Annotated in this window: 19 protein-coding genes; 12 read left to right on the forward strand and 7 right to left on the reverse strand. The window is 58.6% G+C overall.

Annotated features, from left to right (window positions below):
• Window positions 1–230 precede the first annotated feature (230 nt).
• Window positions 231–749 carry an outer membrane protein OmpX gene (ompX, locus tag FY206_RS08125; RefSeq protein WP_032639060.1) on the forward strand — a complete coding sequence of 173 codons (519 nt, stop codon included), beginning with the start codon at window positions 231–233 and terminating at the stop codon, window positions 747–749.
• 118 nt (window positions 750–867) lie between these two features.
• Here ompX and FY206_RS08130 read toward each other — a convergent pair whose 3' ends face one another.
• On the reverse strand, window positions 868–2451 hold the full coding sequence (locus FY206_RS08130; RefSeq protein ID WP_032639062.1) for a phosphoethanolamine transferase: 1584 nt from the start codon (window positions 2449–2451) through the stop codon (window positions 868–870).
• A gap of 283 nt (window positions 2452–2734) precedes the next feature.
• Window positions 2735–2863, reverse strand: a complete 129-nt coding sequence (gene mntS, locus FY206_RS08135) for a manganase accumulation protein MntS (RefSeq protein ID WP_014831181.1) — start codon at window positions 2861–2863, stop codon at window positions 2735–2737.
• A gap of 183 nt (window positions 2864–3046) precedes the next feature.
• On the opposite strand from mntS, the gene mntR reads away from it, so the two are divergent.
• The 9 genes from mntR to FY206_RS08180 all read left to right on the forward strand — a co-directional run bounded on the left by mntR (window position 3047) and on the right by FY206_RS08180 (window position 13705).
• A complete protein-coding gene (gene mntR, locus FY206_RS08140; RefSeq protein ID WP_008501176.1) occupies window positions 3047–3520 on the forward strand; it encodes a manganese-binding transcriptional regulator MntR in 474 nt (157 codons plus the stop codon).
• Complete coding sequence (locus tag FY206_RS08145; RefSeq protein WP_032639064.1) at window positions 3517–4626, forward strand: anion transporter; 1110 nt, start codon at window positions 3517–3519, stop codon at window positions 4624–4626. Before mntR ends, FY206_RS08145 begins: the two co-directional genes overlap by 4 nt.
• Before the next feature lie 101 nt (window positions 4627–4727).
• On the forward strand, window positions 4728–5822 hold the full coding sequence (locus FY206_RS08150; RefSeq protein WP_032639066.1) for an HlyD family secretion protein: 1095 nt from the start codon (window positions 4728–4730) through the stop codon (window positions 5820–5822).
• On the forward strand, window positions 5819–7390 hold the full coding sequence (locus FY206_RS08155) for a DHA2 family efflux MFS transporter permease subunit (protein WP_032639069.1): 1572 nt from the start codon (window positions 5819–5821) through the stop codon (window positions 7388–7390). Before FY206_RS08150 ends, FY206_RS08155 begins: the two co-directional genes overlap by 4 nt.
• Window positions 7390–8913 (forward strand): efflux transporter outer membrane subunit, encoded by a 1524-nt coding sequence (locus FY206_RS08160; RefSeq protein ID WP_032639071.1) that lies wholly within the window; start codon window positions 7390–7392, stop codon window positions 8911–8913. The genes FY206_RS08155 and FY206_RS08160 overlap by 1 nt, the downstream gene beginning before the upstream one ends.
• Before the next feature lie 107 nt (window positions 8914–9020).
• The gene (locus FY206_RS08165; protein WP_032639073.1) at window positions 9021–10061 is read left to right on the forward strand and encodes an aldo/keto reductase; all 1041 of its coding nucleotides are present in this window, start codon (window positions 9021–9023) and stop codon (window positions 10059–10061) included.
• A gap of 161 nt (window positions 10062–10222) precedes the next feature.
• Window positions 10223–11599, forward strand: a complete 1377-nt coding sequence (locus FY206_RS08170; protein WP_032639075.1) for a glycoside hydrolase family 1 protein — start codon at window positions 10223–10225, stop codon at window positions 11597–11599.
• A 51-nt stretch (window positions 11600–11650) separates the two neighbouring features.
• The gene (locus FY206_RS08175; RefSeq protein ID WP_032639077.1) at window positions 11651–12973 is read left to right on the forward strand and encodes a PTS sugar transporter subunit IIC; all 1323 of its coding nucleotides are present in this window, start codon (window positions 11651–11653) and stop codon (window positions 12971–12973) included.
• A gap of 15 nt (window positions 12974–12988) precedes the next feature.
• Window positions 12989–13705 (forward strand): GntR family transcriptional regulator, encoded by a 717-nt coding sequence (locus tag FY206_RS08180; RefSeq protein WP_032639078.1) that lies wholly within the window; start codon window positions 12989–12991, stop codon window positions 13703–13705.
• Window positions 13706–13746: 41 nt separating this feature from the next.
• On the opposite strand, the gene ldtB is transcribed toward FY206_RS08180, so the two are convergent.
• Window positions 13747–14667 (reverse strand): L,D-transpeptidase, encoded by a 921-nt coding sequence (gene ldtB, locus FY206_RS08185; protein ID WP_032639080.1) that lies wholly within the window; start codon window positions 14665–14667, stop codon window positions 13747–13749.
• 222 nt (window positions 14668–14889) lie between these two features.
• Between ldtB and FY206_RS08190 the strand changes: the two genes are divergently transcribed.
• Window positions 14890–16485 (forward strand): ABC-F family ATPase, encoded by a 1596-nt coding sequence (locus FY206_RS08190; protein WP_024908697.1) that lies wholly within the window; start codon window positions 14890–14892, stop codon window positions 16483–16485.
• A 90-nt stretch (window positions 16486–16575) separates the two neighbouring features.
• Here FY206_RS08190 and FY206_RS08195 read toward each other — a convergent pair whose 3' ends face one another.
• The gene (locus FY206_RS08195) at window positions 16576–18939 is read right to left on the reverse strand and encodes a glycoside hydrolase family 31 protein (RefSeq protein WP_032639082.1); all 2364 of its coding nucleotides are present in this window, start codon (window positions 18937–18939) and stop codon (window positions 16576–16578) included.
• Between the two features lie 17 nt (window positions 18940–18956).
• Window positions 18957–20258, reverse strand: coding sequence for an MFS transporter (locus FY206_RS08200; protein ID WP_032639084.1), 1302 nt, complete (start codon window positions 20256–20258; stop codon window positions 18957–18959).
• Window positions 20259–20546: 288 nt separating this feature from the next.
• Here FY206_RS08200 and FY206_RS08205 point away from each other — a divergent pair, with 288 nt between their 5' ends.
• On the forward strand, window positions 20547–21620 hold the full coding sequence (locus FY206_RS08205; RefSeq protein WP_032639086.1) for a LacI family DNA-binding transcriptional regulator: 1074 nt from the start codon (window positions 20547–20549) through the stop codon (window positions 21618–21620).
• On the opposite strand, the gene FY206_RS08210 is transcribed toward FY206_RS08205, so the two are convergent.
• Together FY206_RS08210 and FY206_RS08215 are read right to left on the reverse strand one after the other, a co-directional pair.
• Window positions 21617–22873 (reverse strand): DUF1479 domain-containing protein, encoded by a 1257-nt coding sequence (locus tag FY206_RS08210; protein ID WP_032639088.1) that lies wholly within the window; start codon window positions 22871–22873, stop codon window positions 21617–21619. The two genes, FY206_RS08205 and FY206_RS08210, sit on opposite strands and share 4 nt — an antisense overlap.
• Before the next feature lie 148 nt (window positions 22874–23021).
• Window positions 23022–23837: a Cof-type HAD-IIB family hydrolase gene (locus FY206_RS08215; RefSeq protein ID WP_032639091.1), complete on the reverse strand. Its 816-nt coding sequence runs from the start codon at window positions 23835–23837 to the stop codon at window positions 23022–23024.
• Window positions 23838–23876: the final 39 nt, after the last annotated feature.

Here is a 23876-nt window from a genome sequence, read left to right on the forward strand (position 1 = left end):
GATTTATCGCCTGTCAGATTAGGAATAATCTGGATGAATGTCGCTGCGCAGACGCGCACTATGCGCATTTAGTAGTGAAAATTGTATGTGATTTGAAAGAGATAGCTGATGCTGGAAACGTTCTGTTACAGGAAAAGTTTTATTAGACATCACGAATCACAAAGAGTTTCGCAAATTTTTTTGATATATTTAAAACTTACGGACTTACTTGGATCACATTTGAGGTGGTTATGAAAAAAATTGCATGTCTTTCAGCACTGGCCGCTGTACTGGCTGTTTCCGCAGGTACCGCTGTAGCGGCGACTTCTACTGTTACTGGTGGTTACGCTCAGAGCGACTATCAGGGCGTGATGAACAAAGCTAACGGCTTCAACCTGAAGTATCGCTACGAGCAGGATAACAACCCACTGGGCGTGATCGGTTCTTTCACCTACACCGAGAAAGATCGTACTGACAACGGCGCGTACAACAAAGGTCAGTACTACGGTATCACTGCTGGTCCAGCTTACCGTCTGAACGACTGGGCAAGCATCTACGGTGTTGTAGGTGTTGGCTACGGTAAATTCCAGCAGACCGAAAACCAGGGTCTGAACCGCACTGCAAGCAACAGCGACTACGGCTTCTCCTATGGCGCAGGCCTGCAGTTCAACCCAATCCAGGACGTTGCTCTGGACTTCTCCTATGAGCAGAGCCGTATCCGCAACGTTGACGTTGGCACCTGGATCGCGGGCGTAGGTTACCGCTTCTAATCACTTCGGTGATTAAATAAAAAATCCGCCCATGTGGCGGATTTTTTTTTGTTTATTCCCCTCCCGCAGTGGGGAGAGGGAGCCGACTGTGCTGGCATCGGTCCGCACGAGACGGCAATTACTTACTCTTAATATCAAAAATATCCGTACCCAGATGGTTGTAGTCAACTTTCTGTAACTTAAAGTTGGTAACGTAAACTGGGGGAGCTTTCTTATTAGAGACAAACGGGTAAGCATTTTTTATCTGCTCGGCCGTAATCCCCGTCCACTGCGAAAAGAACTGCAGGAAATCATTTGCCGAACGACGCGCTTTAATAACGCGATGCGTTTTATCGTCACTCGACAGCACCATAAACGGCACCTGGAAATTCTGCTGGAACTTGTCATCGTGCGCCAGATACTGCACCTCTTTGCCGCGTTCCTTAAACGCCAGCCCGTGATCCGAGAAATAGACCATTGAGAAGCTGTCGCCCGTGTTGCGTAGCTGATCGTACAGCTTGCTGAGCAGGTCGTCGGTTTGCGTCATGGTGTAGAGATAACAGGACGTCTCTTTGGACTGCACGAACTCCGCGTACTTGCCGCCGGTCCGATCGCAGGCCTGCGGGTGAGACCCCATCAGATGCAGGACGATCAGCTGAGGCTGGGTGCGCGGGGTGGCGAAGACCTGGGCCGTCATCTTCAGCAGCGCCTCATCTTTGGTGTTTTTGTCGGCTTCAAAGTCACCGTTTTTCAGGAACTGCACTTCGTCAGCCCGTTTGGCGATGCTGGCGATAGCCGTATCGTATTCACCAATTTGCCCCTGATTGGAGAACCACCAGGTCTGGTAACCGGCGCGGTTTGCCAGGGTGACAAAATTATCCTGATACTGAGGTTTACCGTCGACGACCCGGTTAAGCGTCAGGCCGAGCGATTTCTGCGTTGAGCCGCTGGCCGCGACATAATCGGTAAACAGCGTGCCTTTGACCGAACTCGCAAACGGGGTGTTATCCCAGTGGCCGCCGAAGGCCCCCATGGCATCGCGACGCGCGCTTTCGCCAATCACCACCACGTAGGTGTGATATTTCGGCTTAACGGCCAGCACGTTCCAGGTGTCTTTCATATTGGAAAGCTCAGCCATGCGCGCCTGTTCGTCGAGAACCTCTTTATTATTCACCACGACGTCTTTCACGAAGCGGAATACCGGATAGCCGATGTTAATAAGCCTTAGCTTACCGTCCCAGGGAATATTCTGGATGGGGGCGACGAACGCCACGGCAACGCTGAATACCAGACAGAGTAGTTCGATCTTACCCCAGGATTTTTTCTCGCCCGGCTGGCGGCGGATGGCGATAACGCCCAACGCGAAGATAAAGAGCCCCACCACGTAGCTGTACCACGGGAAGATCGTCAGGATCTCCGTCGACTCTTCCATATTGGTCGAGTGCAGCGCCAGCAGGGTATTAAAGTTTGGCGAGCCGTAGGCCTGACCAAACGGGAAATAGAGCGCAGCAACCAGCGAACAGATCCCGATTAACGCTTTTTGCACGCGCGGCGCAGAGCGCCAAAGCACGTGCAGAATGCAGGTGAAGGCCACCGCGTAGAGCAGACTAAAGGGATAACCCAGCGCAAAGTTAATCAGTAATGACTGCAAAAAGTAAAACCCCGTCCACGGGCTTAAGGCCCGGCTGCGGGTCACAACGGTATCTATCAGGGTTACATTCATAGGTCACTATCATGGATGAAAACGCCATGTGCTCACCCTGGCGTCAAGGGTCATAACCTGCCTGACAGTGCGTGGAGAGGGAATGAGGGTCCGCTTCAGCGAGCCGCAAATTGTGCAGGGCTGCAAGAAGATAGTGCGAGCGCTAAAGAATATCAACAGTTGCTAAGCAGATGTTTTGCGAAGGGGATTGCAAATCCGTAAAAAAAAACGGGAATAGGGCGGCTGGAAGCCAGTTTACTGCGGGTTTGTGACGGAAAAATGAAGCGGCGTACCGCAACGCCGCTTAGTGGGATGGTTTGTCGTCCTGATGCGGTTTGTTGTTAAACATATCGCACAGCATGTTCAACAGCATTAAGCGCACTTTAAAGGGTGAGTGGGTAAACACGGTCATGCACCTCTTGAATTCGTTCATAAGCCCTCCTGAGTTTTGATCCCTTCGATCCGTGAAGGGTGACTGCATTACATACAGATATAGCACAGGCTATATTGTATAGCTATGGCTATTTCGTTAATTTTTTGTGCTTGCTTAGGGATGGTTTACAATGTGCGCTCTCGATACCGGGCGCTGGAAGCGTCACCCCACTGAGGAAGTACAATGAACCGTCGCGCAGGTAAGCCAACCATTAAAAAAACGACGCAGCTGGTGAATGTTGAAGAACATGTCGAAGGTTTTCGTCAGGTCCGTGAAGCGCACCGGCGTGAACTGATTGATGATTATGTTGAACTCATTTCCGATCTGATTCGTGAGGTTGGGGAAGCGCGTCAGGTCGATATGGCCGCCCGACTGGGGGTTTCGCAGCCGACTGTGGCTAAAATGTTAAAACGCCTGGCCTCCGTGGGCTTAATTGAAATGATCCCCTGGCGCGGCGTGTTTCTGACGCCGGAAGGGGAGAAACTCGCGCAGGAGAGCCGCGAGCGCCATCAGCTTGTCGAGAATTTTTTACTGGTGCTGGGCGTCAGCCCGGAGATCGCCCGCCGGGATGCGGAAGGCATGGAACACCACGTCAGCGAAGAGACGCTGGTGAAGTTTCGCGAATTTACCCTTAAATATGGTCCCTCCGCTGAATGAAAATCCCTGGACTGCAGGCCCTGGCACGCGATCGTTTCTTCCATCTCTTACTCATCATTGGCGCAGGGTTAAGCCTCTTTGTGCCGTTTGCCCCACACGCCTGGCCCGCCGCGATTGACTGGCGGACCATCATTACCCTGAGCGGCCTGATGATGCTCACCAAAGGGGTCGAGCTGAGCGGCTATTTTGACGTGCTGGGCCGTAAAATGGTGCGTCGCTTTGCCACCGAACGCAGGCTGTCCCTGTTTATGGTGTTCTCCGCCGCGCTGCTGTCGACGTTTCTGACCAACGACGTGGCGCTGTTTATCATCGTGCCCCTCACGCTTACGCTGCGTAAGCTGTGCGAAATCCCGGTCAGCCGGCTGATCATCTTTGAAGCGCTGGCCGTCAATGCCGGCTCGCTTCTGACGCCAATCGGCAACCCGCAAAATATCCTGCTCTGGGGACGGTCCGGCCTGTCGTTCGCCGCCTTCACCTGGCAGATGGCCCCGCTGGCGCTGGTGATGATGCTGTCGCTGCTGGCGGTATGCTGGTTTGCGTTTCCGGATAAAAAACTGCGGTACCACAGCGGCACGGCGGGCCCGCAGTGGCAGCCGCGCCTGGTGTGGAGCTGCCTCGGGCTATACATCGTCTTTCTGTTCGCCCTGGAGCTGAAGGTTGAGCTGGCGGGCGTTCTGCTCGTCGCCGCAGGGTTTGTCGTGCTGGCGCGCCGCGTGCTGGTCAGCGTGGACTGGACGCTGCTGCTGGTCTTTATGGCGATGTTTATTGATGTGCATCTCCTCATCCAGCTTCCGGTGCTGCAGAACGTGCTGCACGGGGTCAGCGCGCTGTCTCAGCCGGGACTGTGGCTGACGGCGATTGGCCTGTCGCAGTTTATCAGCAACGTGCCTTCCACCATTCTGCTGCTCAACTACGTTCCGCCCGATACCCTGCTGGCCTGGGCCGTGAACATCGGCGGGTTTGGGCTGCTGCCCGGATCGCTGGCAAACCTGATTGCCCTGCGTATGGCTAACGACCGTCGTATCTGGTGGCGCTTCCATCTCTGGTCAATTCCTATGCTGGTCTGGGCCGCGGCGATCGGTTTCGGACTATTCCTTCTCATATAGTGCGCAATTTGTCAGTTTTTCCTGGCAAACGTATAGCAACGTCCTAGCTTTAGTGAACGGCATAGTGTGATGCCGCTCACTGACAGGACCGTTGCTGAACTATGGCTGAAGATCAAAACCCGCCTGCTGACGAGCAGGACAAAAACAATAATGAGCGTAAGCGCCCGGGCAAAAAACCATTAATTATCCTCGGCATTGTCGTGGTGGTGATGGTCGTTGTGGCGCTGGTGTGGTGGCTTTTAACCCGTAACCAGGAGACGACTGACGACGCCTTTACCGACGGCGACGTGGTGACGATTGCCCCCAAAGCGGCGGGCTACGTCACCGAGCTGCGGGTGCGCGATAACCAGCGCGTGAAAAAGGGCGATTTGCTGGTGGTCATCGATCCGCGCGACACCACCGCGCAGCGCGATCAGGCTCAGGCCCAGCTTGGCCTGGCTATCGCCCAGTTGCATCAGGCCCAGGCGCAGCTGGCGCTCTCAAAGGTGCAGTATCCCGCCCAGCGTGACGAAGCCAAAGCGCAGGTGCTGAAAGCGCAGGCCGATCTGGCGAACGCGCAGGCGGAGTACCGTCGCCAGCGCGGCGTCGACCCGCGCGCGACCACCCAGCAAAGTATTGATTCCGCGAACGCCCAGCTGCGTAGCGCCCAGGCGGGCCTTGCCAGCGCGCAGGCGCAGCTGGAAGTGGCGGAGCAGGTACAGCTGCAAATCCGCCAGCAGGAAACCAACGTTGAAGCGCGGGAGCGTCAGGTTGAGCAGGCAAAGGCACAGCTGGAAACGGCTAACCTGAACCTCTCTTACACCGAAGTCCGCGCCCCGTTCGACGGGTTTGTCACCAAACGCAACGTGCAGCCCGGCACGCTGGTGCAGGCGGGCACCGCGCTATTCTCGCTGGTTTCCACGAACGTGTGGGTAGTGGCGAACTTCAAAGAGTCCCAGCTCGAGCGCATGAAGCCCGGCGACAAGGTCACGGTGTCCGTCGACGCGTGGCCTGACATGGCGCTTGAGGGCCACGTTGACAGTATCCAGCAGGGCAGCGGCTCGCGCTTCTCTGCCTTCCCGGCAGAAAATGCCACCGGTAACTTCGTCAAAATTGTGCAGCGCGTGCCGGTGAAAATCGTCATTGATAAAGGACTCGATGCCAACAAACCGCTGCCGCTGGGGCTGTCGGTGGCGCCGAAGGTGACGGTCGAATGACGGATCACAGCCACGACAGCTGGAAACCCGCCAGCAATCCGTGGGCGGTGGCGATTGTCGTCACCCTGGCGGTGTTTATGGAAATTCTGGACACCACCATCGTCAACGTGGCGCTGCCCCACGTGGCGGGGTCGCTCTCGTCCAGCTATGACGAATCTACCTGGGTATTAACCAGCTATCTGGTGGCGAACGGCATCGTGCTGCCCATCTCGGCGTTTCTGAGCCGGGTGTTTGGCCGCAAGCAGTTCTTCCTGATCTGCATCGTGATGTTCACCGTCTGCTCGTTCCTCTGCGGCATCGCCACCGAGCTGTGGCAGATCATCCTGTTCCGCGTGATGCAGGGCTTTTTTGGCGGCGGACTGCAGCCCACGCAGCAGTCGGTGCTGCTCGACTACTTCAAGCCCGAAGACAGGGGCAAAGCGTTCGGGCTTTCTTCCATCGCCATTATCGTTGCGCCGGTGCTTGGCCCGACGCTGGGCGGCTGGATCACCGACAACTACTCCTGGCGCTGGGTGTTCTTTATCAACATTCCGGTGGGGATTGTCACGGTGCTGGCGATCTATCAGCTGCTGGAGGATCCGCCTTGGGAGAGCAAGTCAAAAGAGAAGCTGAGCATCGACTGGACGGGGATCGGCCTGATCGCCCTGGGGCTGGGCTGCCTGCAGGTGATGCTTGACCGGGGGGAAGATGAGGACTGGTTTAACTCGAACTTTACCCGCACGTTCGCGGTATTAACGCTGATCGGCATTATCGGCGCGATTTACTGGCTGATGTATGCCAAAAAGCCGGTGGTGGATCTGCACTGCATGAAGGACCGCAACTTCGCTATCTCCAGCCTGCTGATGGCAGGAATGGCGATGATCCTGTACGGCAGCTCGGTGGTGATCCCGCAGCTGGCGCAGCAGGATCTGGGCTACACGGCGACGTGGTCAGGGCTGGTGCTGTCGCCCGGCGCGGTGCTGATCGTGCTGACCATCCCGCTGGTATTGAAGCTGATGCCGGTGGTGCAGACGCGCTGGATCATTGCCTTTGGCTTTACCTGCCTCGCGGTGTCGTTCTTCTGGTCGCGCACGCTGACGCCGGATATCGATTTCGAAACGCTGGTGCTGTTCCGCAGCGCCCAGTCGATCGGGCTGGGGTTCCTGTTTGTGCCCCTTACCACCATTGCCTTTATTTCGATCCCGAGACGGCTTAATGCCGATGCGGCGGCGCTGTTCACCATGTTCCGCAACGTCGCGGGTTCGATTGGGATTTCGCTCTCGACGGCGGCCATCACCGAACGATCCCAGGCGCACAGCGCGCATCTGGCGTACCACGCCTCGCCGTTTAACGAGCAGTTCCAGCTGGCGATACGCGAAAGCGCGCAGGCGATCCAGAACTTCACCACCCAGGTGGGTGACCCCACCGGCATCGCCACCGGACGCCTGTACCAGACCATGATCGAGCAGTCCCGTTTTCTGGCCTACATCGACGTCTTCACCATCCTGAGCGTCGTGGCCCTGTTGCTGATTCCGTTTTGTTTGTTGCTCTCGCCGGTTAAGAGCGAGGGGAGTGCAGGAGCACATTGATGATACACAGACGTTTACACCCCCTGATGATAATGCTGCTGCTGGCGGGCTGCGCCGTTGGGCCGGACTACCAGCAGCCCGCACCACCTTCCGTCACGCACTGGAACGATAAGGGCGACAGCGCGGTGAAATCGCAAACGTCCTCCGCCGCGACCAACCCGCGCTGGTGGAAGACCTTCGGCTCGCCGCAGCTCGATAGCCTCGTTGAACGGGCTATTGCCGGAAACCTGACCCTGCAGCAGACGGTGCTGCGCATCGCCGGGGCGCGCGAGCAGATTAACCAGGCAGGCGGGGCGTTTTACCCGTCGGTAAACGGCAATCTGCAGGCGACGCGCCAGCAGCTCGGCCTGGAAGGGGAGCTGAAATCCCACGGCGTATACGACCAGGTGGATAGCATCGATCCCAACCTGAAGGGCGCGCTGGGGCCGCTAACGCAGCCGATTAACCTCTACCAGGGCAGCTTCGACGCCCAGTGGGAGATCGACCTGTGGGGCAAGGTGCGCCGTCAGGTGGAAGCCGCCGAAGCGCAGCAGAAAGCCGCTATCGAGCAGCGCAACGACGCGCTGGTGTCGCTGGAGGCGGAAGTGGCGCGCGCGTGGCTCCAGCTGCGCGGGGCGCAGAGCGTTATCGCCACGCTGAACACCCAGATTAAAAGCGCCCAGCAGACGCTGGATCTGACCGAAAGCCGCCAGCGGGGCGGGCTGTCGCCGCAGATGGACGTGGAAAACGCCCGGGCGCAGTTAGGCAACCTTGAAGCACAGCTGCCGCAGTACCAGGCGCAGGAGCGGCAGGCGATGAATGGCCTGGCGATCCTGCTCGGCAAGCCGCCGGGGGCGCTGGATGCGGAACTACAGCGCGTGCAGCCGATGCCCGCGCTGCCGGATATCGTGCAGACCGGCATTCCGTCGACGCTGGCGCGACGCCGTCCGGACGTGCGCGAAGCCGAGGCGAACCTGCATGCCGCCACGGCGCAAATCGGCGTTTCGGTGGCCGAGCTGTTCCCGAGCTTTACCCTCTCCGGGCAGTTTGGCCTGCGCAACAGCGAAACCAACTGGCTGACCGACTGGAGCAGCCACTTCTACAGCTTCGGCCCGCAGGTCTCCATCCCCATTTTCCAGGGCGGTCGGCTGGTCTCCAGCGTCAAGGTGGCGCGCGCGCAGCAGGGGGCGGCGGTGCTGGACTATCGTCAGACGGTGCTCACCGCGCTTGGCGATGTCGAAAATGCGCTGGTGAGCTATCGCACCGACCAGCAGCGTGAAGCGGGGCTGGCGAAAACCATCGACGCGCTGCAAAACGCCTTCGATCTGGCGAGCGACAGCTACCGGCAGGGGATCGCCAGCTTTATCGACGTGCTGGACGCCCAGCGTCAGCTGGCCCAGGCCCAGCAGCAGCGCGCGCAGGCGCAGGTGCAAAGCGCGCTCGATCTGGTGGCGCTCTACAAGGCGCTCGGCGGCGGCTGGGAGCCGTATCAGCAGGTGCAGTTACCGGACTACAGCGTCTTTGGCGACGCCCCGCGCGGATAACTATTCAGAGGATTGGGCAAGAAACGGACAGGAACGCCACATTCGCGATGGCCGCGGGGCGGGTATAACTATCGGGTACCCCTTAAACGACATGCGAGGATTATCTTATGCGTTATCAAAAACTGGGCAATACCGGTCTGTTCGTTTCTGAACTGTGCCTCGGCACCATGACCTTCGGTGGCGAAGGCGGCATGTGGGGCAAGATTGGCCAGCTCCAGCAGAGCGAAGCAGAACAGCTGGTGGGCCGCGCGCTGGATGCCGGGATCAACTTTATCGATACCGCGGACGTGTACTCGGAAGGGCGTTCGGAGGAGATCACCGGTCAGGCGCTGAAGAACCTGAAGATCCCCCGCGAGAACGTGGTGGTCGCCACCAAAGTGTTCGGCGAAACGGGGATGGCAGGGGTGAACTCGCGCGGCAGCTCGCGCTATCACATTATCAGCAGCGTGAAGGAGAGCCTGCGCCGCCTGCAGCTCGATCATATCGATCTCTACCAGCTGCACGGCTTCGACCCGGCCACGCCGATTGAAGAGACGCTGTACGCGCTGGATAACCTGGTGCAGCACGGCCACGTGCGCTATATCGGCGTGTCGAACTGGGCGGCGTGGCAGATTGCCAAAGCGCTGGGCATTTCCGAGCGGCTCGGGCTGGCGCGCTTCGCCTCGCTGCAGGCGTATTACACCATCGCCGGGCGCGATCTGGAACGCGAGCTGGTGCCGATGATGCAGAGCGAAGGCGTCGGGCTGATGGTCTGGAGCCCGCTGGCGGGCGGCCTGCTGAGCGGGAAATATGGCCGCGACGGCCAAAGCGAAGCCGGTGGTCGCCGTCTGGAGTTTGACTTCCCACCGGTGAACAAAGATCGCGCCTTCGACTGCGTGGACGTGATGCGCACGATTGCCGAAAGCAAGGGCGTCTCCGTCGCGCAAATCGCGCTGGCGTGGCTGCTGCATCAAAAAGCGGTGACCAGCGTGATTGTTGGCGCGAAGCGCGTTGAGCAGCTGGATGACAATATCGCCGCAACCGGGATCCGCTTAAGCGAAGACGAGCTTAAACAGCTTGATGCCGTCAGCGCGCTGCCGCGGGAATATCCGGGCTGGATGCTGGAGCGGCAGGGGGAGTATCGTCGTAACCAGCTTGCACAGCAATAACCGTCCTCTCCCCGGTGGCGCTTCGCATACCGGGGCTACTTTCCTTAGGCATTATTTCAATCCATCTCACAAAAAACGATCCTCCCCTTTGATCAACTTTTCATCTTCGCCTATATGACTAGTCATGAAATATTAAATGACTAGTCATATAGGGAGAGAGCATGAATACATCGCTACCGGCCAATTTTTTATGGGGTAACTCGGTCTCCAGCATGCAGACGGAAGGGGCGTGGAACGAGGGCGGGAAGGGCATGTCGGTCTACGACATCCGTGAAGCCGGGGAGAATATTTCCGACTGGAAAGTGGCGACCGACTCCTACCACCGCTATCGGGAAGATTTCGACCTGATGCAGGACCTGGGCATGAACTGCTACCGTTTCCAGATTTCCTGGAGCCGCGTCTGCCCGCAGGGAGACGGTGATTTTAACGATGAAGGCATCGCGTTTTACGACCGCTTTATCGACGACCTGATCGCCCGCGGCATTGAGCCGATGATCTGCCTGTACCACTTCGATATGCCGCTGGCGCTGGCGCAGGAGTACAACGGCTTCAACGACCGCCGCGTGATGGACGCCTTTATCCGCTACGGCAAGAAGATGATCGACTGCTTTGGCGACCGCGTGAAGTACTGGCTGACCTTCAACGAGCAGAACATCTTCCATATGCCGGAAGCCTTCCGCATTTCCGGCTATATGAAAGGCGATAAAACCCTGCGCGAGCTGTACGAGCTGCAGCATCACACGATGGTGGCGCACATGGCGCTCACCGAATACCTGCACCAGACCAGACCCGGCCAGCTGATGGGCGGCATGCTGGCGCACCAGCTGATCTACCCGGCCACCTGCAAACCGCGCGATATCTTCTGCGCCCAGCAGTATGACGAATTCCTCAACCAGAACCTGCTGCGCGTCTTCGCCGGGCAGGGCTACAGCCCGGCGGTGATGGCGGTGGTGGAGCAGGAAGGGTTTGGCGATATCTACCGCGCCGAGGATTTAGCCCTGCTGGCGCGAACTAAAAACGACTATATGGCCTTCAGCTACTACGCCAGCAAAACGCTGGACAGCGACGCCATCCCGGAAGGCACGCCGGTAAATTATTACCTGCTGCACGGCGAGAAAAACAACCCATACCTGAAGGCCACCGAGTGGAACTGGCAGATTGACCCGCTCGGCTTTCGCACCATCATCACCCGCTACGCCAACGACTGGCGGATGCCGGTCTTCCCGATCGAAAACGGCATTGGGGTGATTGAGTCCTGGGACGGCGTGAACCCGATTGAGGACACCTACCGCATCGACTACCACCGGGCGCATATCGAGGCGATGAAAGCGGCGATGTTCGAGGACGGGGCAGAGGTCATTGGCTACCTCGGCTGGGGGTTAATCGACATTCTCAGCTCCCAGGGCGACATGCGTAAGCGCTACGGCGTGGTCTACGTCAACCGTGAAAACCACGACCTGAAAGACCTCAGGCGCGTGCCGAAGAAGAGCTACGCGTGGTTAAAACAGGTTATCCATACCAACGGACGCGAGATGTAAGCCGTACGCTGCCGGGCCGTTTTTGTGACTGATTGATGGGAACTCTCCGCTATGTCTGAAACAAAAATCACACCGCATATGCAGTCCTTTGTCGATAAATTTGTCGAGTTCTCGGCGCGCCTGGCAAACCAGGTGCACCTGCGCTCCCTGCGCGACGCCTTCGCCACGGTGATGCCCATTTTCATCCTCGCCGGCCTGGCGGTGCTGGTGAACAACGTGGTGTTTCCGTGGATTTTTCACGGCGATGCGCTGGCACACTTCAAAGTGTGGGGCGAGGCGATTATCAACGGCACGCTGAACATCGCCGCGCTGCTGCTGGCGCCGATGATCGCCTGGTCGCTGGCGCGCAACAAAGATTTCGACAATCCGGTCTCGGCAGTGGTTATCGCCGTGAGCAGCTTCATCATCATGATGCCGATGCGCCTGCAGATTACGCCCGTCGGCAGCGAGGCTGCGGTCAGCGTGACCCAGGTGCTGACCTTCGCCAACATCGGCTCGACCGGGATATTCGCCGGGGTGCTGATCGGGCTGCTCTCAACGGAGGTCTTTATCGCCATCTCGCGCCTGAAGGCGCTGCACATTTCGCTTGGGGAAAACGTGCCCCCGGCGGTGAGCAAATCCTTCACCGCGCTGATCCCGACCATCCTCACGCTCTCCCTGTTCGCGGTGCTGGCGGCGATACTGGCAAACGTGCTGCACACGGATCTGATCCATCTCATTACCACCTTTATCCAGCAGCCGCTGCGGCTGATCAACACCAGCCTGCCGGGGACGATTTTCATCTACAGCTTCGGTAACTTCCTGTTCACGCTCGGGATTCACCAGTCGGTGGTCAACAGCGTGGTGCTGGAGCCGTTCCTGCTGATCAACACCAACGAGAACATGCTGGCCTTCGCCAACGGCCAGCCCATCCCGCACATCATCAACAACATCTTCGTGCCGACCTTTGGCATGGTGGGCGGAACGGGCAGCACGATCTCGCTGCTGATCGCCATCTTTATCTTCTCCCGGCAAAAATCGGCGAAGCAGGTGGCGCGCCTGTCGCTGGCGCCCGGATTATTCAACATCAACGAGCCGGTGATTTTTGGCCTGCCGATCGTGTTTAACCTGCCGCTGATGATCCCGTTCGTGCTGCTGCCCGCTATAGGCATCTACTTCGCCTGGCTCTGCACCACGCTGGGGTTAATGTCGCGCTGCGTGGTGATGATCCCGTGGACCACGCCGCCGATTCTCAGCGCCTGGCTGGCCACGGCAGGGGACTGGCGGGCGGTGGTGGTGCAGTTGGCAATCATCGTATTTGGTGTATTCTTCTACCTGCCTTTCCTCAAAATTGCCGAGCGAGTGGCCTTGAAAAACAGCGGGATAGAAAACTAACAGAAAGGAAGGACGATGGCGGCGAAGTACATCACCATAGCGCGGGAAATCAAGAAACGCATTATCAGCCAGCAGTACGCCGCCAACGAACCGCTGCCGGACCAGTTTGCGCTGGCGGCGGAGTTCAGCACCAGCCGGATGACCATCCAGCAGGCGATGCGCCAGCTGATCGTCGAAGGGCTGGTCTATACCCGCCAGGGGCAGGGCACGTTCATCCGCAAAAACTTCCTTCAGCTTTCCCAGTGGGATCTCTCCGGCAGCGACTATTTTGGCGCCACCAAAACATGGGAACATCTGGGCACGGTCACGAGTCGGGTGGTGCATTTCGAGCTGCGCTTCCCGAACGAAAAGGAGCAGGCTTCGCTGATGGTAAACGCCGATGCGCCTGTCTATGACTTCATTCGACTGCGCTTGCTGAACGGCGAACCGATGTCGCTGGATTCCACCGTGATGCCGATGAATCTGGTGCCGGGCCTGACGAAAACTCATCTTGAAGGATCTGTGTTCCAGTACGTGCAGGAGACGCTGGGGCTGAAAATTATGGGATCGTACCGGGTGGTGAGGGCGCTCAAGCCTAATGCGCTGGACAGGGAACATCTGGTCTGTGAGGAAACCGATCCCGTACTGGAAGTGGAGCAGGTGATTTATCTCGAGGACGGTACGCCGCTGGAGTATGCCCACTGCCACTATCGATACGACCACGGCGGGATCGTGATCGTGAATAACGGGTAAAAAAAAGCGGGCATCGACGCCCGCTTTTTTAATGCGCGTGATTAGTTCAAGCGCACCGGCATACCGGAGCGGTTCTGCACGGCCTGGTCAACAATGGTCGTTTCCACGTCTGGCTGAGAGGTCACCGCCTGCACCGCGCTGTTCAGCGTCACAGGAACAACTTCGTTGTTGTTGATCTGGTCTTCGCTGGTGGACAGCGGGTTGTGCACTTCGATGTAGCGGCTGCCGTCTGGCTCAGAGGTCGCTTTCACCGGTTCGTTGATGAACTGCACGCGCGTACCGACCGGTACGTTTTCGAACAGGAACTTGATGTCGTCGTTACGCAGACGCACGCAGCCGTGGCTCACGCGCAGGCCGATACCGAAGTTGGCGTTGGTGCCGTGAATAGCGTACAGACGACCAATGTACAGCGCGTACAGGCCCATCGGGTTATCCGGGCCCGCTGGCACAACGGCCGGCAGCGGTTCGCCCGCAGCGATGTATTCCGCGTGCATTTTGGCGGTCGGCGTCCAGGTTGGGCCCGCTTTCTTACGCTCAACTTTGGTGGTCCAGTTCATTGGGGTGTCTTTACCCAGCTGGCCGATACCGATTGGCAGCACGATCACGGTGTTGGTGCCTTTCGGGTAGTAATACAGACGCATTTCGGCGCTGTTAATTACGATACCTTCGTGAACGGTATCCGGCAGGATCAGCTGCTGAGGGATATTCAGCACGGTACCCGCTTTTGGCAGATACGGGTCAACGCCCGGGTTCGCTTCCAGCATGTTAGACAGGCCCAGCTGGTACTGCGCCGCGAAGTACTCCAGCGGCTGAGAGTTACCTTCAGGAACCGTCACCACCTGGTTTTGACCCACCAGACGGCTACCGTCTGTTGGCAGGGGATACGTCACCGCAGACGCGGTCTTACAAAAACCTACTACGGCTAACGCCGCCGCAAAAAGCGTTGTTAATTTCATGTTCATGTTGTGCGAGGTATCTAAGCCATTCTGGCGATGAGTTGATAAGTCTGAATCTGTGATGGGAGCGCATTATATGTGCATTCCCGCTCACTGGGAATTCAGATGTGTACGAAATCACATTTTTTTCGATTTTGTTAAAGTTTAGTGGATTGCCGCAACACGGGATCTCAATTCGGAATTGTGGCATAATGCCGTGTTTATCACACTTTTCGCAGGAATCTCCCCGTGTTAGTTACCAGCAACGTCACTATGCAGTTTGGCAGTAAGCCGCTGTTCGAAAACATTTCCGTCAAATTTGGCGGCGGCAACCGTTACGGCCTGATTGGTGCCAACGGTAGCGGAAAATCCACCTTTATGAAGATCCTCGGCGGTGACCTGGAGCCGACGCTCGGCAACGTATCGCTCGACCCTAACGAGCGCATCGGTAAGCTGCGTCAGGATCAGTTCGCCTTCGAAGAGTTCACCGTGCTGGACACCGTGATCATGGGGCACGCGGAGCTGTGGGAAGTGAAGCAGGAGCGCGATCGCATCTACGCCCTGGCCGAAATGAGCGAAGAAGACGGCTACAAGGTGGCCGATCTGGAAACGCAGTACGGCGAGATGGACGGCTACTCGGCGGAAGCGCGTGCGGGCGAGCTGCTGCTGGGCGTGGGCATTCCTGTGGAACAGCATTACGGCCCGATGAGCGAAGTTGCGCCAGGCTGGAAGCTGCGCGTGCTGCTGGCACAGGCGCTGTTCTCTAACCCGGACATCCTGCTGCTCGACGAACCGACGAACAACCTGGACATCGACACCATCCGCTGGCTGGAGCAGACGCTGAACGACCGCGACAGCACCATGATCATCATCTCGCACGACCGTCACTTCCTGAACATGGTCTGTACGCACATGGCGGATCTGGACTACGGCGAGCTGCGCGTCTATCCGGGTAACTACGACGAATACATGACGGCGGCCACCCAGGCGCGCGAGCGTCTGCTGGCGGATAACGCCAAGAAGAAAGCGCAGATTGCGGACCTGCAGTCCTTCGTTAGCCGCTTCAGCGCCAACGCCTCTAAGTCGCGTCAGGCGACCTCGCGTGCACGTCAGATTGACAAAATCAAGCTGGAAGAGGTTAAAGCCTCCAGCCGTCAGAACCCGTTCATCCGCTTCGAGCAGGACAAGAAGCTGTTTCGTAACGCGCTGGAAGTGGAAGCCCTTACCAAAGGCTTCGATGAAGGCCCGCTGTTTAAAAACTTCAACCTGCTGCTGGAAGTGGGCGAGAAGATTGCCATTCTGGGCGCCAACGGCGTGGGTAAATCTACTATGCTGAAAACCCTGGTCGGCGAACTGCAGCCGGACAACGGCACCGTGAAGTGGTCCGAAAACGCGCAGATTGGCTATTACGCGCAGGACCATGAGTACGAGTTTGAAAACGACCTGACCGTCTTCGACTGGATGAGCCAGTGGAAGCAGGAAGGCGACGACGAGCAGGCGGTGCGCAGCATTCTGGGCCGTCTGCTGTTCAGCCAGGACGACATCAAAAAGCCGGCAAAAGTGCTCTCCGGTGGTGAAAAAGGCCGCATGCTGTTCGGCAAGCTGATGATGGAAAAACCCAACATCCTGGTGATGGACGAACCGACTAACCACCTGGATATGGAATCGATCGAATCGCTGAACATGGCGCTGGAGATGTATCAGGGCACCCTGATCTTCGTCTCTCACGACCGTGAGTTCGTCAGCTCGCTGGCGACCCGCGTGATTGAAATTACGCCAGAGCGCGTGGTGGACTTCACCGGTAACTATGAAGATTACCTGCGCAGTAAAGGTATCGAAAACTAAAAAAAGCCGGGTGGCGGCTTCGCCTTACCCGGCCTACGTTCCATTCCCTCTCCCTGTGGGAGAGGGTTAGGGTGAGGGCATCAGGCCGCACTAGATCACCCACTCGCCCCCTTCAACCCCGTTTACCAGCAGCGTACGTTTTTCCCCTACAGGCAGCGACACCTTCAGCGCCTTCCACGCCGGACGATAGTCTCCGCGCGCGTTAACCTTCAGGTTGATGGTCGCGCCATCGCACATCATTTCCCATTCCACCCACAGCGCGTTGCCGGTCTGGTAGCCCCAGCTTTCGCCGTCGTCTTCAAACAGGATGCCTGAGGTTGTCCCGACGCCCTTCACCGGGAACAGCTTCAGCTCACGGGTAGTATCTTTTTCGGCACTCACATGCGTAATGCGTTCGCTCATCGGCAGACCGGCACCGGCGCGCACCAGCAGCGGCAGCTTTTCCAGCGGCGCGTTGAGGACGATCGACTGCCCGCCCGCATACCATTCGTGGGTGTAAAAATCATACCAGCCGGTGTCGTTATCCGGCAGCCAGACGCGGCGCTCGCGCTGCCCGGCTTCGACGACGCTGGCCACCAGCAGGTCGCGGCCCAGCAGGAAGTCATCGCACTCCTCAAACGTCTGCGCATCATGCTCGTGGTCGAGGAAGGTCGGGCGCAGCATCGGTTCGTCGTCGGCGTGCGCCTGCCAGAGCAGGGTGTAGAGATAGGGCAGCAGACGGTAGCGCAGCTCAATCGCGCCGCGAATGGCTGGCGTGACGCCCGGGTACATCCACGGCTCGTTCACCGTGTGGTCATCGTTCCACGAGTGAATGGTAAAGCGCGGGTGCATCACGCCGTTCTGCACCCAGCGCACGAACAGCTCGGCGTCCGGCTTGTCGCCGGAGAAACCGCCGACGTCGTGGCCGACGTTGAACAGCCCGGAGAGGCTCATGCCCAGCCCCATACGGATGTTATAGCGCAGGGTATCCCAGCTGGTGCGGTTATCGCCGCTCCAGGTCTGGACGTAGCGCTGCATCCCGGCACAGCCGGAGCGGGAGATAAGATACGGACGTTTCTCCGGCGCAAAGCGCTGCTGCGCTTCCAGCGAGGCGCGCATCATCAGCAGCGGCATCACCGGGCGAATGTGCTTGATGGCGATCTCCCTGCCGAAGCCGAAGCAGCGCGCTTCCCCGTCCCACACTTCGTATTCGTTGTTGTCGTTCCAGGTCGAGTCGATGCCCATCTCCAGCAGCTGCGTGGTCACGCCTTCCTGCCACCACCGCACCGTCTGCGGGTTGGTAAAGTCGAGGTGCGAGCCTTCGTCATCCCAGAAGCTGGAACGCTCCGGTGCATCGGTTTCTGAATCGCGAATGAACAGGCCGCTCTCCGCCACTTCGTTATAGCGCGGATGGTCCTGCAGCAGGCACGGCTTGATGTTTGCCGCCAGCTTCAATCCCGCGTCGTGGAACGCCTGGCTCATCACCTTCGGCTGCGGCACCTTGTCGTAGTTCCAGTTGAAGACGTAGCGCTTGCCGTTGATGGAGGTATAGCCGGAGGAGAGCTGGAACGAGTCGCACGGAATGGCGTGCTCTTGGCACAGGCGGATGAAGTTCATCAGCTGGTTTTGCGCGTCCGGCGCGTCGGTGTAGTGCATGGTCGAGCCGCTGTAGCCCAGGCTCCACTTCGGTCCGAACAGCGTTTTCCCGGTCAGGCGCACGAAGGATTTGGTGACGTCCAGCACGCGCTTGCCGGTAAAGAGGTAATAGTCGATATCGCCCGCTTCCGCCTGCCAGCGGCGGTAGGCGGTGTGGTAGTTGTCGATCTCGTTGCCCAGATCCAGCCAGCAGCTGCTCAGGTTGTCGTAGAACAGGCCGTAGCTGACGTCATCGCGGCGGGCGATAGTGAACGGGATGTGCTTGTAGAGCGGGTCGGTGCTGGCCGCGTTGTAGCCCATCGCGTCGAGGTTACGCATCTCATAGCGCTTGCCGTTGCGCTGCAGATCGCCCGCCTTTTCACCAAGGCCATAGAAACGCTCGTCCTTGCGGCGGCTGAGGTAGTGCGCCGCGCCGTCGCCGTGGGCGTTCAGCAGGTAGGCGCTGGTGGGGCGGTCGTTGACCAGCGGCTGCCAGTCGCCCGCCTCATTGCGGTAGTGCCACTCCAGCCACAGCGGCTGGTGGACCGTCACGCGCAGCTGTTCGGTTGCCACGGTGAGCGTCTCATCCTGTTGCGTCAGGGTCCAGGCCGGGCAGGAGAAACCGCTTATATCGTCACGACGGCGGCCTTCCCACGGCACGTCTTTTTCCGGCGCGATGCTCCAGGTGCGGTCCAGCGCCAGCTCACCTTTGCGTTTGATCAGCACGCGGAACAGGTTCTCTTCCAGCACATACAGGCACAGGCGGTGCTGGTTATCCACCAGCAGTTCCAGATGGTTTGCCGACTGCGTTTCAAGGGTCCAGTTTTTCAGGGTTTTCATATGCAATACATCCACTATCAGGCGCGCTTGGCGCGACGTTCAGCAATAAATGCTACCAGGAAGACGGCGCCAATCAGGTCAAAGAAGCCCATGGCAATAAAGAGCGGGTTAAAGCCGATTTTGTCGGCGGTCACGCCGATTAACAGCGAGAACAGGAAGCTGGCGATCCACGCCGCCGAGCCGCGCATGCCGTTGACGGTCGCCATCTGGCCCTTATCAAACGACTCCACGACCAGGGCGCTCAGCATGCAGGAGATGATCTGGTGCCCGAAGCCGCCGATGGAGATCAGCACGATGGTGATATACGGGTCGCGGGTAATGGCCACGATGGCCAGCGAGATCATCAGGAATGCGCCCGTCACGGAGCTGGCAACGACCGAGTTAACGCGCGAGCAGCCGAACAGACGGGTGTACAGACGCGTCAGGTAGCCGCTCGCCACGCTCCCGAGGTCGGCGGCGAGGAACGGCAGCCAGGCAAACATCGCAATCTGCTTGAGGTCCATACCGTGCTCTTTGGCAAGGTACAGCGGCACCCAGAAGCTCAGCACCGCCCAGGCCGGTTCCGCCATAAAAGCCGGGATGGCGATGCCGTAGAAACGTTTGTTTTTCGAGACGGTTTTCAGCGCGGTCAGGAAGGGCAGCTTCACCGCAGGGGGTTCGTTGTCCTGCTTGATAAACGCCAGCTCGTCCTTGCTCAGGTTCGGGTGCTGCTCCGGGTTATGGTAGAACGCCCACCAGAGGATCACCCACACCAGCGCCAGCACGCCGGTAAACATAAACGCGCCCTGCCAGCCGAACGACGCATGCGCGAAGTAGATGATAGGCGGGGCCAGCATCGCGCCGATGGAGAAGCCCACGCCCGCCCAGCCGGCGGCAACGGGACGCTCGGATTTCGGGAACCATTCGCCGATGGTTTTGGCGTTCGCCGGGGTCGCGGCGGCTTCGGACGCCCCCATAAAGAAGCGCAGAATAGCGAGGTGCAGCCAGCTTCCGGCCCCCGCGTGGAAGATACACATCAGCGCCCAGATCCCGGCGCAGACCATAAAGCCAATCTTCAGGCCGATGACGTCAATCAGCCAGCCGCACAGGGGCTGGAAAATGGTGTAGGCGATCTGGAATGCGCCGACAATCCAGGAGTACTGCTCGGTGGTGATCCCGAGGCTCTCTTTCAGTTCCGGGGCGAGGATCCCGAGCGAGTTTCGGGTGATGTAGTTAACGGTGACGCCAAGCAGGAACAGCACCAGTACGTACCAGCGCAGGTTCTTGATGACGCGACGGGTTTTGCTTGTCGCTACGGTGTTATTGATGTCCTGACTCATTTTACTCTCCACAAGACGGACGGTAAGGGGACGGAGGTTCAGGTGTCACACGGATTTTTATGCCTTTGATTTCTATCCGTTTAAAAAACCTAAGTTGGTATACAACTAGTATGGAAGTTGTGTGACAAGTTCACCTTAAGGGAGAAAATGAGCGGGCAATAGTGGATTTTGTGCAAAGTTTCTCATAACGGGCGTAAACCCTCTGGCATGATGGCCGTTATGCCCGTTATTACCTGACAGATACGCTATGAAAATTTTTTCATTTCGCAAATGGAGCCAGATCACAAAATGGACAAAAGGCTAAAAATCACCGAAATCGCGGCCCGTACGCAGCTCTCTATCAGTACCGTTTCCCGCGTGCTGGCGGGCAAAGCGAACACCAGTGAAAAAGCGCGCGCAAAGGTGCTGGCGTGCGCGCGGGAGCTGGGGGTGATGGAGGGTATGGCGGCAGGGCGCCTGCTGCTTAATAGCCTGGTGGTTTTTGCCCCGCAGCGGGCGTTTGACGAGCGGTCCGACATCTTTTACTACCGCGTGATCCAGAGCGTGAGTAAGGGCCTGGCGTCCCACGACGTGCGCCTGCGCTACTGCGCGCTGGAGGAGAACGACAGCGACGCGCAGCTGTTTCTGGCGCGCATGAACGAGTCGGACACCCAGGCGGCAATCCTTCTTGGCATTGACGATCCGCATATCCACGATCTGGCGGTGGACGTGGGTAAACCCTGCATGCTGATTAACTGCCGCGACCGGCACATGCGCCTGCCTGCCGTCGCGCCGGATCACCGCGCCATTGGCGAGCGGGCGGCGGAATACCTGTTTGAGATGGGGCACCGCGAGGTGATGAACGTGCTGTGCCTGCGGCGTTACACCATGGAGCTGCGCCTGGCGGGGATCCGCGACGCGTGGCGCGCCCATAATCTGTCGTTCAGCGATAAACGCGATCTGCTGGTGGTACCGAGCTTCAGCGCGCGCGAAACGGAACAGGCGGTCAGCGGCTGGCTTAGCGAAGTGCAGGGCAGGGATTTGCCGACCGCGTTCCTGGTCGGCGGCGATTTTATGGCGGCGGGCACCATCAGCGCCTTACAAAACCACGGACTGCGCGTGCCGCAGGACGTGTCGGTGATGAGCATCGACGGGTTTAACCTGGCGGCAATTCAGGATGTGCCCTTAACGGCGGTGCATGTTCCCCGCGACGAGCTGGGAACGGAAGCGGTATACATGCTCCAGCAGCGGCTGATGCGCCCGGACGCGCCGGTGGGAACGTTACTGCTTAATGGTACGCTGACCGTGCGGGAATCGGTACGGCGGATACGTCAGGGGAAACGACGCACCGCCGTGGAGCGGGAAGGGCTGTACGACAGTTAGGCCATGCCCAGCGCGCGCTTGCCGTGGATATTGAGATCGTTCACGGTAAAGCGGTCCTGCCAGGTTTTTTCATAATCCTCACGCGGGAAGTCTCCCGGCGACGCGCCGGTTTCCAGCGCTTCCTTGACCTTTTTCGCGTAGGCGAGGTTTTTCTCGCACATCGGCGCGGCGGGAATGTACATCACGTTGCCCCAGCCCAGCTGATTGTCCACCGGCGCGACGGAGTGGATCACATCGCAGTGCCACCACACGGAATCGCCCGCCTCGAGCGCCGGAATGCTGGTCAGCGCCTCGATGAGCAGCGGGTGCCATTTTTCCGAAATCGGCAGCACGCGGCCCGGCGCCACGCCGCAGAGCTCGTCTTCCGGCACGTCGTCCAGCAGTGGGCGCAGCAGGATGTAGGCCATCGCTTCAGGGATCGGCACCACGTGCAGCAGACCCTGGCCGGGGATCATGTCCGACAGCGCCGTCCAGCCCTGGAAGGTGCGGAACACCGAGCATTTGGTGGTGTTATCGACGGTGTACTCTTCCACCTCGGTGCGGTGCGCGGCGTTCCACGGATCGTATTTCTCGACGTTGCCGTCAAACACGCGGGCAAACACCTGCTGGTAGGCCGGGAGCAGCCAGCGCTCCAGCGCGCCGGAATCGGTATGCGCGCCCAGCCCTTTCGAGGTCGTACCCGGCGGGCGGCGGCGAATACGGTCCGGATAAATCACGCTGACGTCCGGGTTGAACCACGTTTTACCGTTGCTCTCGAACGTCCATAAACGGTTCAGGAACGACTGAACCTGCGCCATCTCTTCGCTCTGGCGCGCCTGCATTTGCGCCTGCGACCAGTAGATCGGGTAAATCTCCGGACGGGAGGCGGTCAGGGTGCCAAAGAAATTGTCGCCCGGGCCTTTGTACGCCTCGTCAAACTTGTTCAGATCGAGGTAGTCGAGCATTGACCGATCCCACGCCAGCGCCTGCTCGCGCGGGAAGTGAGCTTTGATCACCGCGCAGCCGCGACGCTTAACGGCTTCGCGCTGTCCAGCGGTAATGGTGCCGTTTTTTACATCCGCAAACGGGATCTCCGGCCAGACGGTTTCGCCTTTGTTCTTAAGGGCGTTGATTTCCGCCACGCGGGTGGCAATGCTGTCGCTGAGCTTGTTGAACGCCGCCTGCACGTCGCCGATCTGCGCGCGCAGCTCGCGCTTCAGCTGGCGGATTGCCGCTTTGTAGTCCGCCGGCAAGGTTTCACTGGTAAAGGTCATAACTGCCTCGCATCTTTCATTCGAAAGTAAAAGTGTCTACAAGTGATACTTTAAGTTAAAAATAAGTTAATGCAAGTTTAAAAACTTGACGGAAGCCACAGGACGGAAAAAGAGTGGGGATGCCGGAGCGAGGCTCCGGCGAGGAGAATCAGGCGTCGAACGGGGAATGGCTGTCGAGCACGGCCTGAATGACGTTCAGCGCGCCCTGGTGATTGTTGTCGTCGGTGCTGTAGCGGGCGATCTGCTTGATGCTTTCTGCCGCGTTGTCCATCGCAAAAGAGTATTTCACCAGCTTCAGCATCTCCGCGTCGTTGCCGCTGTCGCCAATCGCCACGCACTGCTGCGGGGAGAGCGCCCAGCGCTTCAGCAGGCGGCTGATGCCGTTGGCCTTATGCAGGCCAGGAATGATCAAATCGACAAAGCCAAAGCCGCTGGTGACCGGCTTCATGATGCCGTCCAGAGAGACGTGCAGCTTATCGATCAGGTTTGGGATATCGCTGTCGGGCAGGTTCAGGGAGAATTTGAACAGCACATCGTCAATCTCGTGATAGTCGCTGACGCGCTTTAAGCGGTGGTAGTGCCTGGACATCAGCGCCACAAATTCGTCCGGGGCTTTATCGCTGACGTAAGCGCTCTCCAGCCCGCAGGCCACGAAGTTCAGCGCTTTGTCTTTCAGCAGTTCGCCAATGACGATTTGCGACTCGTGGCGCGTCAGCTCGCCGTGGAAAATCTGTTCGCCGCGATCGAAGACCAGCGCGCCGTTTTCCGCCACGAAGGAGATGCGATCTTTTAGCTCGGGGAAGAAGGAGATGAGCTGATAATACTGGTTGCCGCTGGCGACAACGAATTCAATGCCGCGGGCGTTAAGCTGCTCAAACTGTGCCTGGAAGCGGTCGCGATCGTACTGCTTGGCATCATCAAGGAAAGTTCCGTCCATATCGGTGACGATAACTTTTACGGTCATACTGTGCTCCTGGGTCACTGCGTTTGAAACATTCTAATA

Source organism: Enterobacter chengduensis (genome assembly GCF_001984825.2).
Classification (GTDB): domain Bacteria; phylum Pseudomonadota; class Gammaproteobacteria; order Enterobacterales; family Enterobacteriaceae; genus Enterobacter; species Enterobacter chengduensis.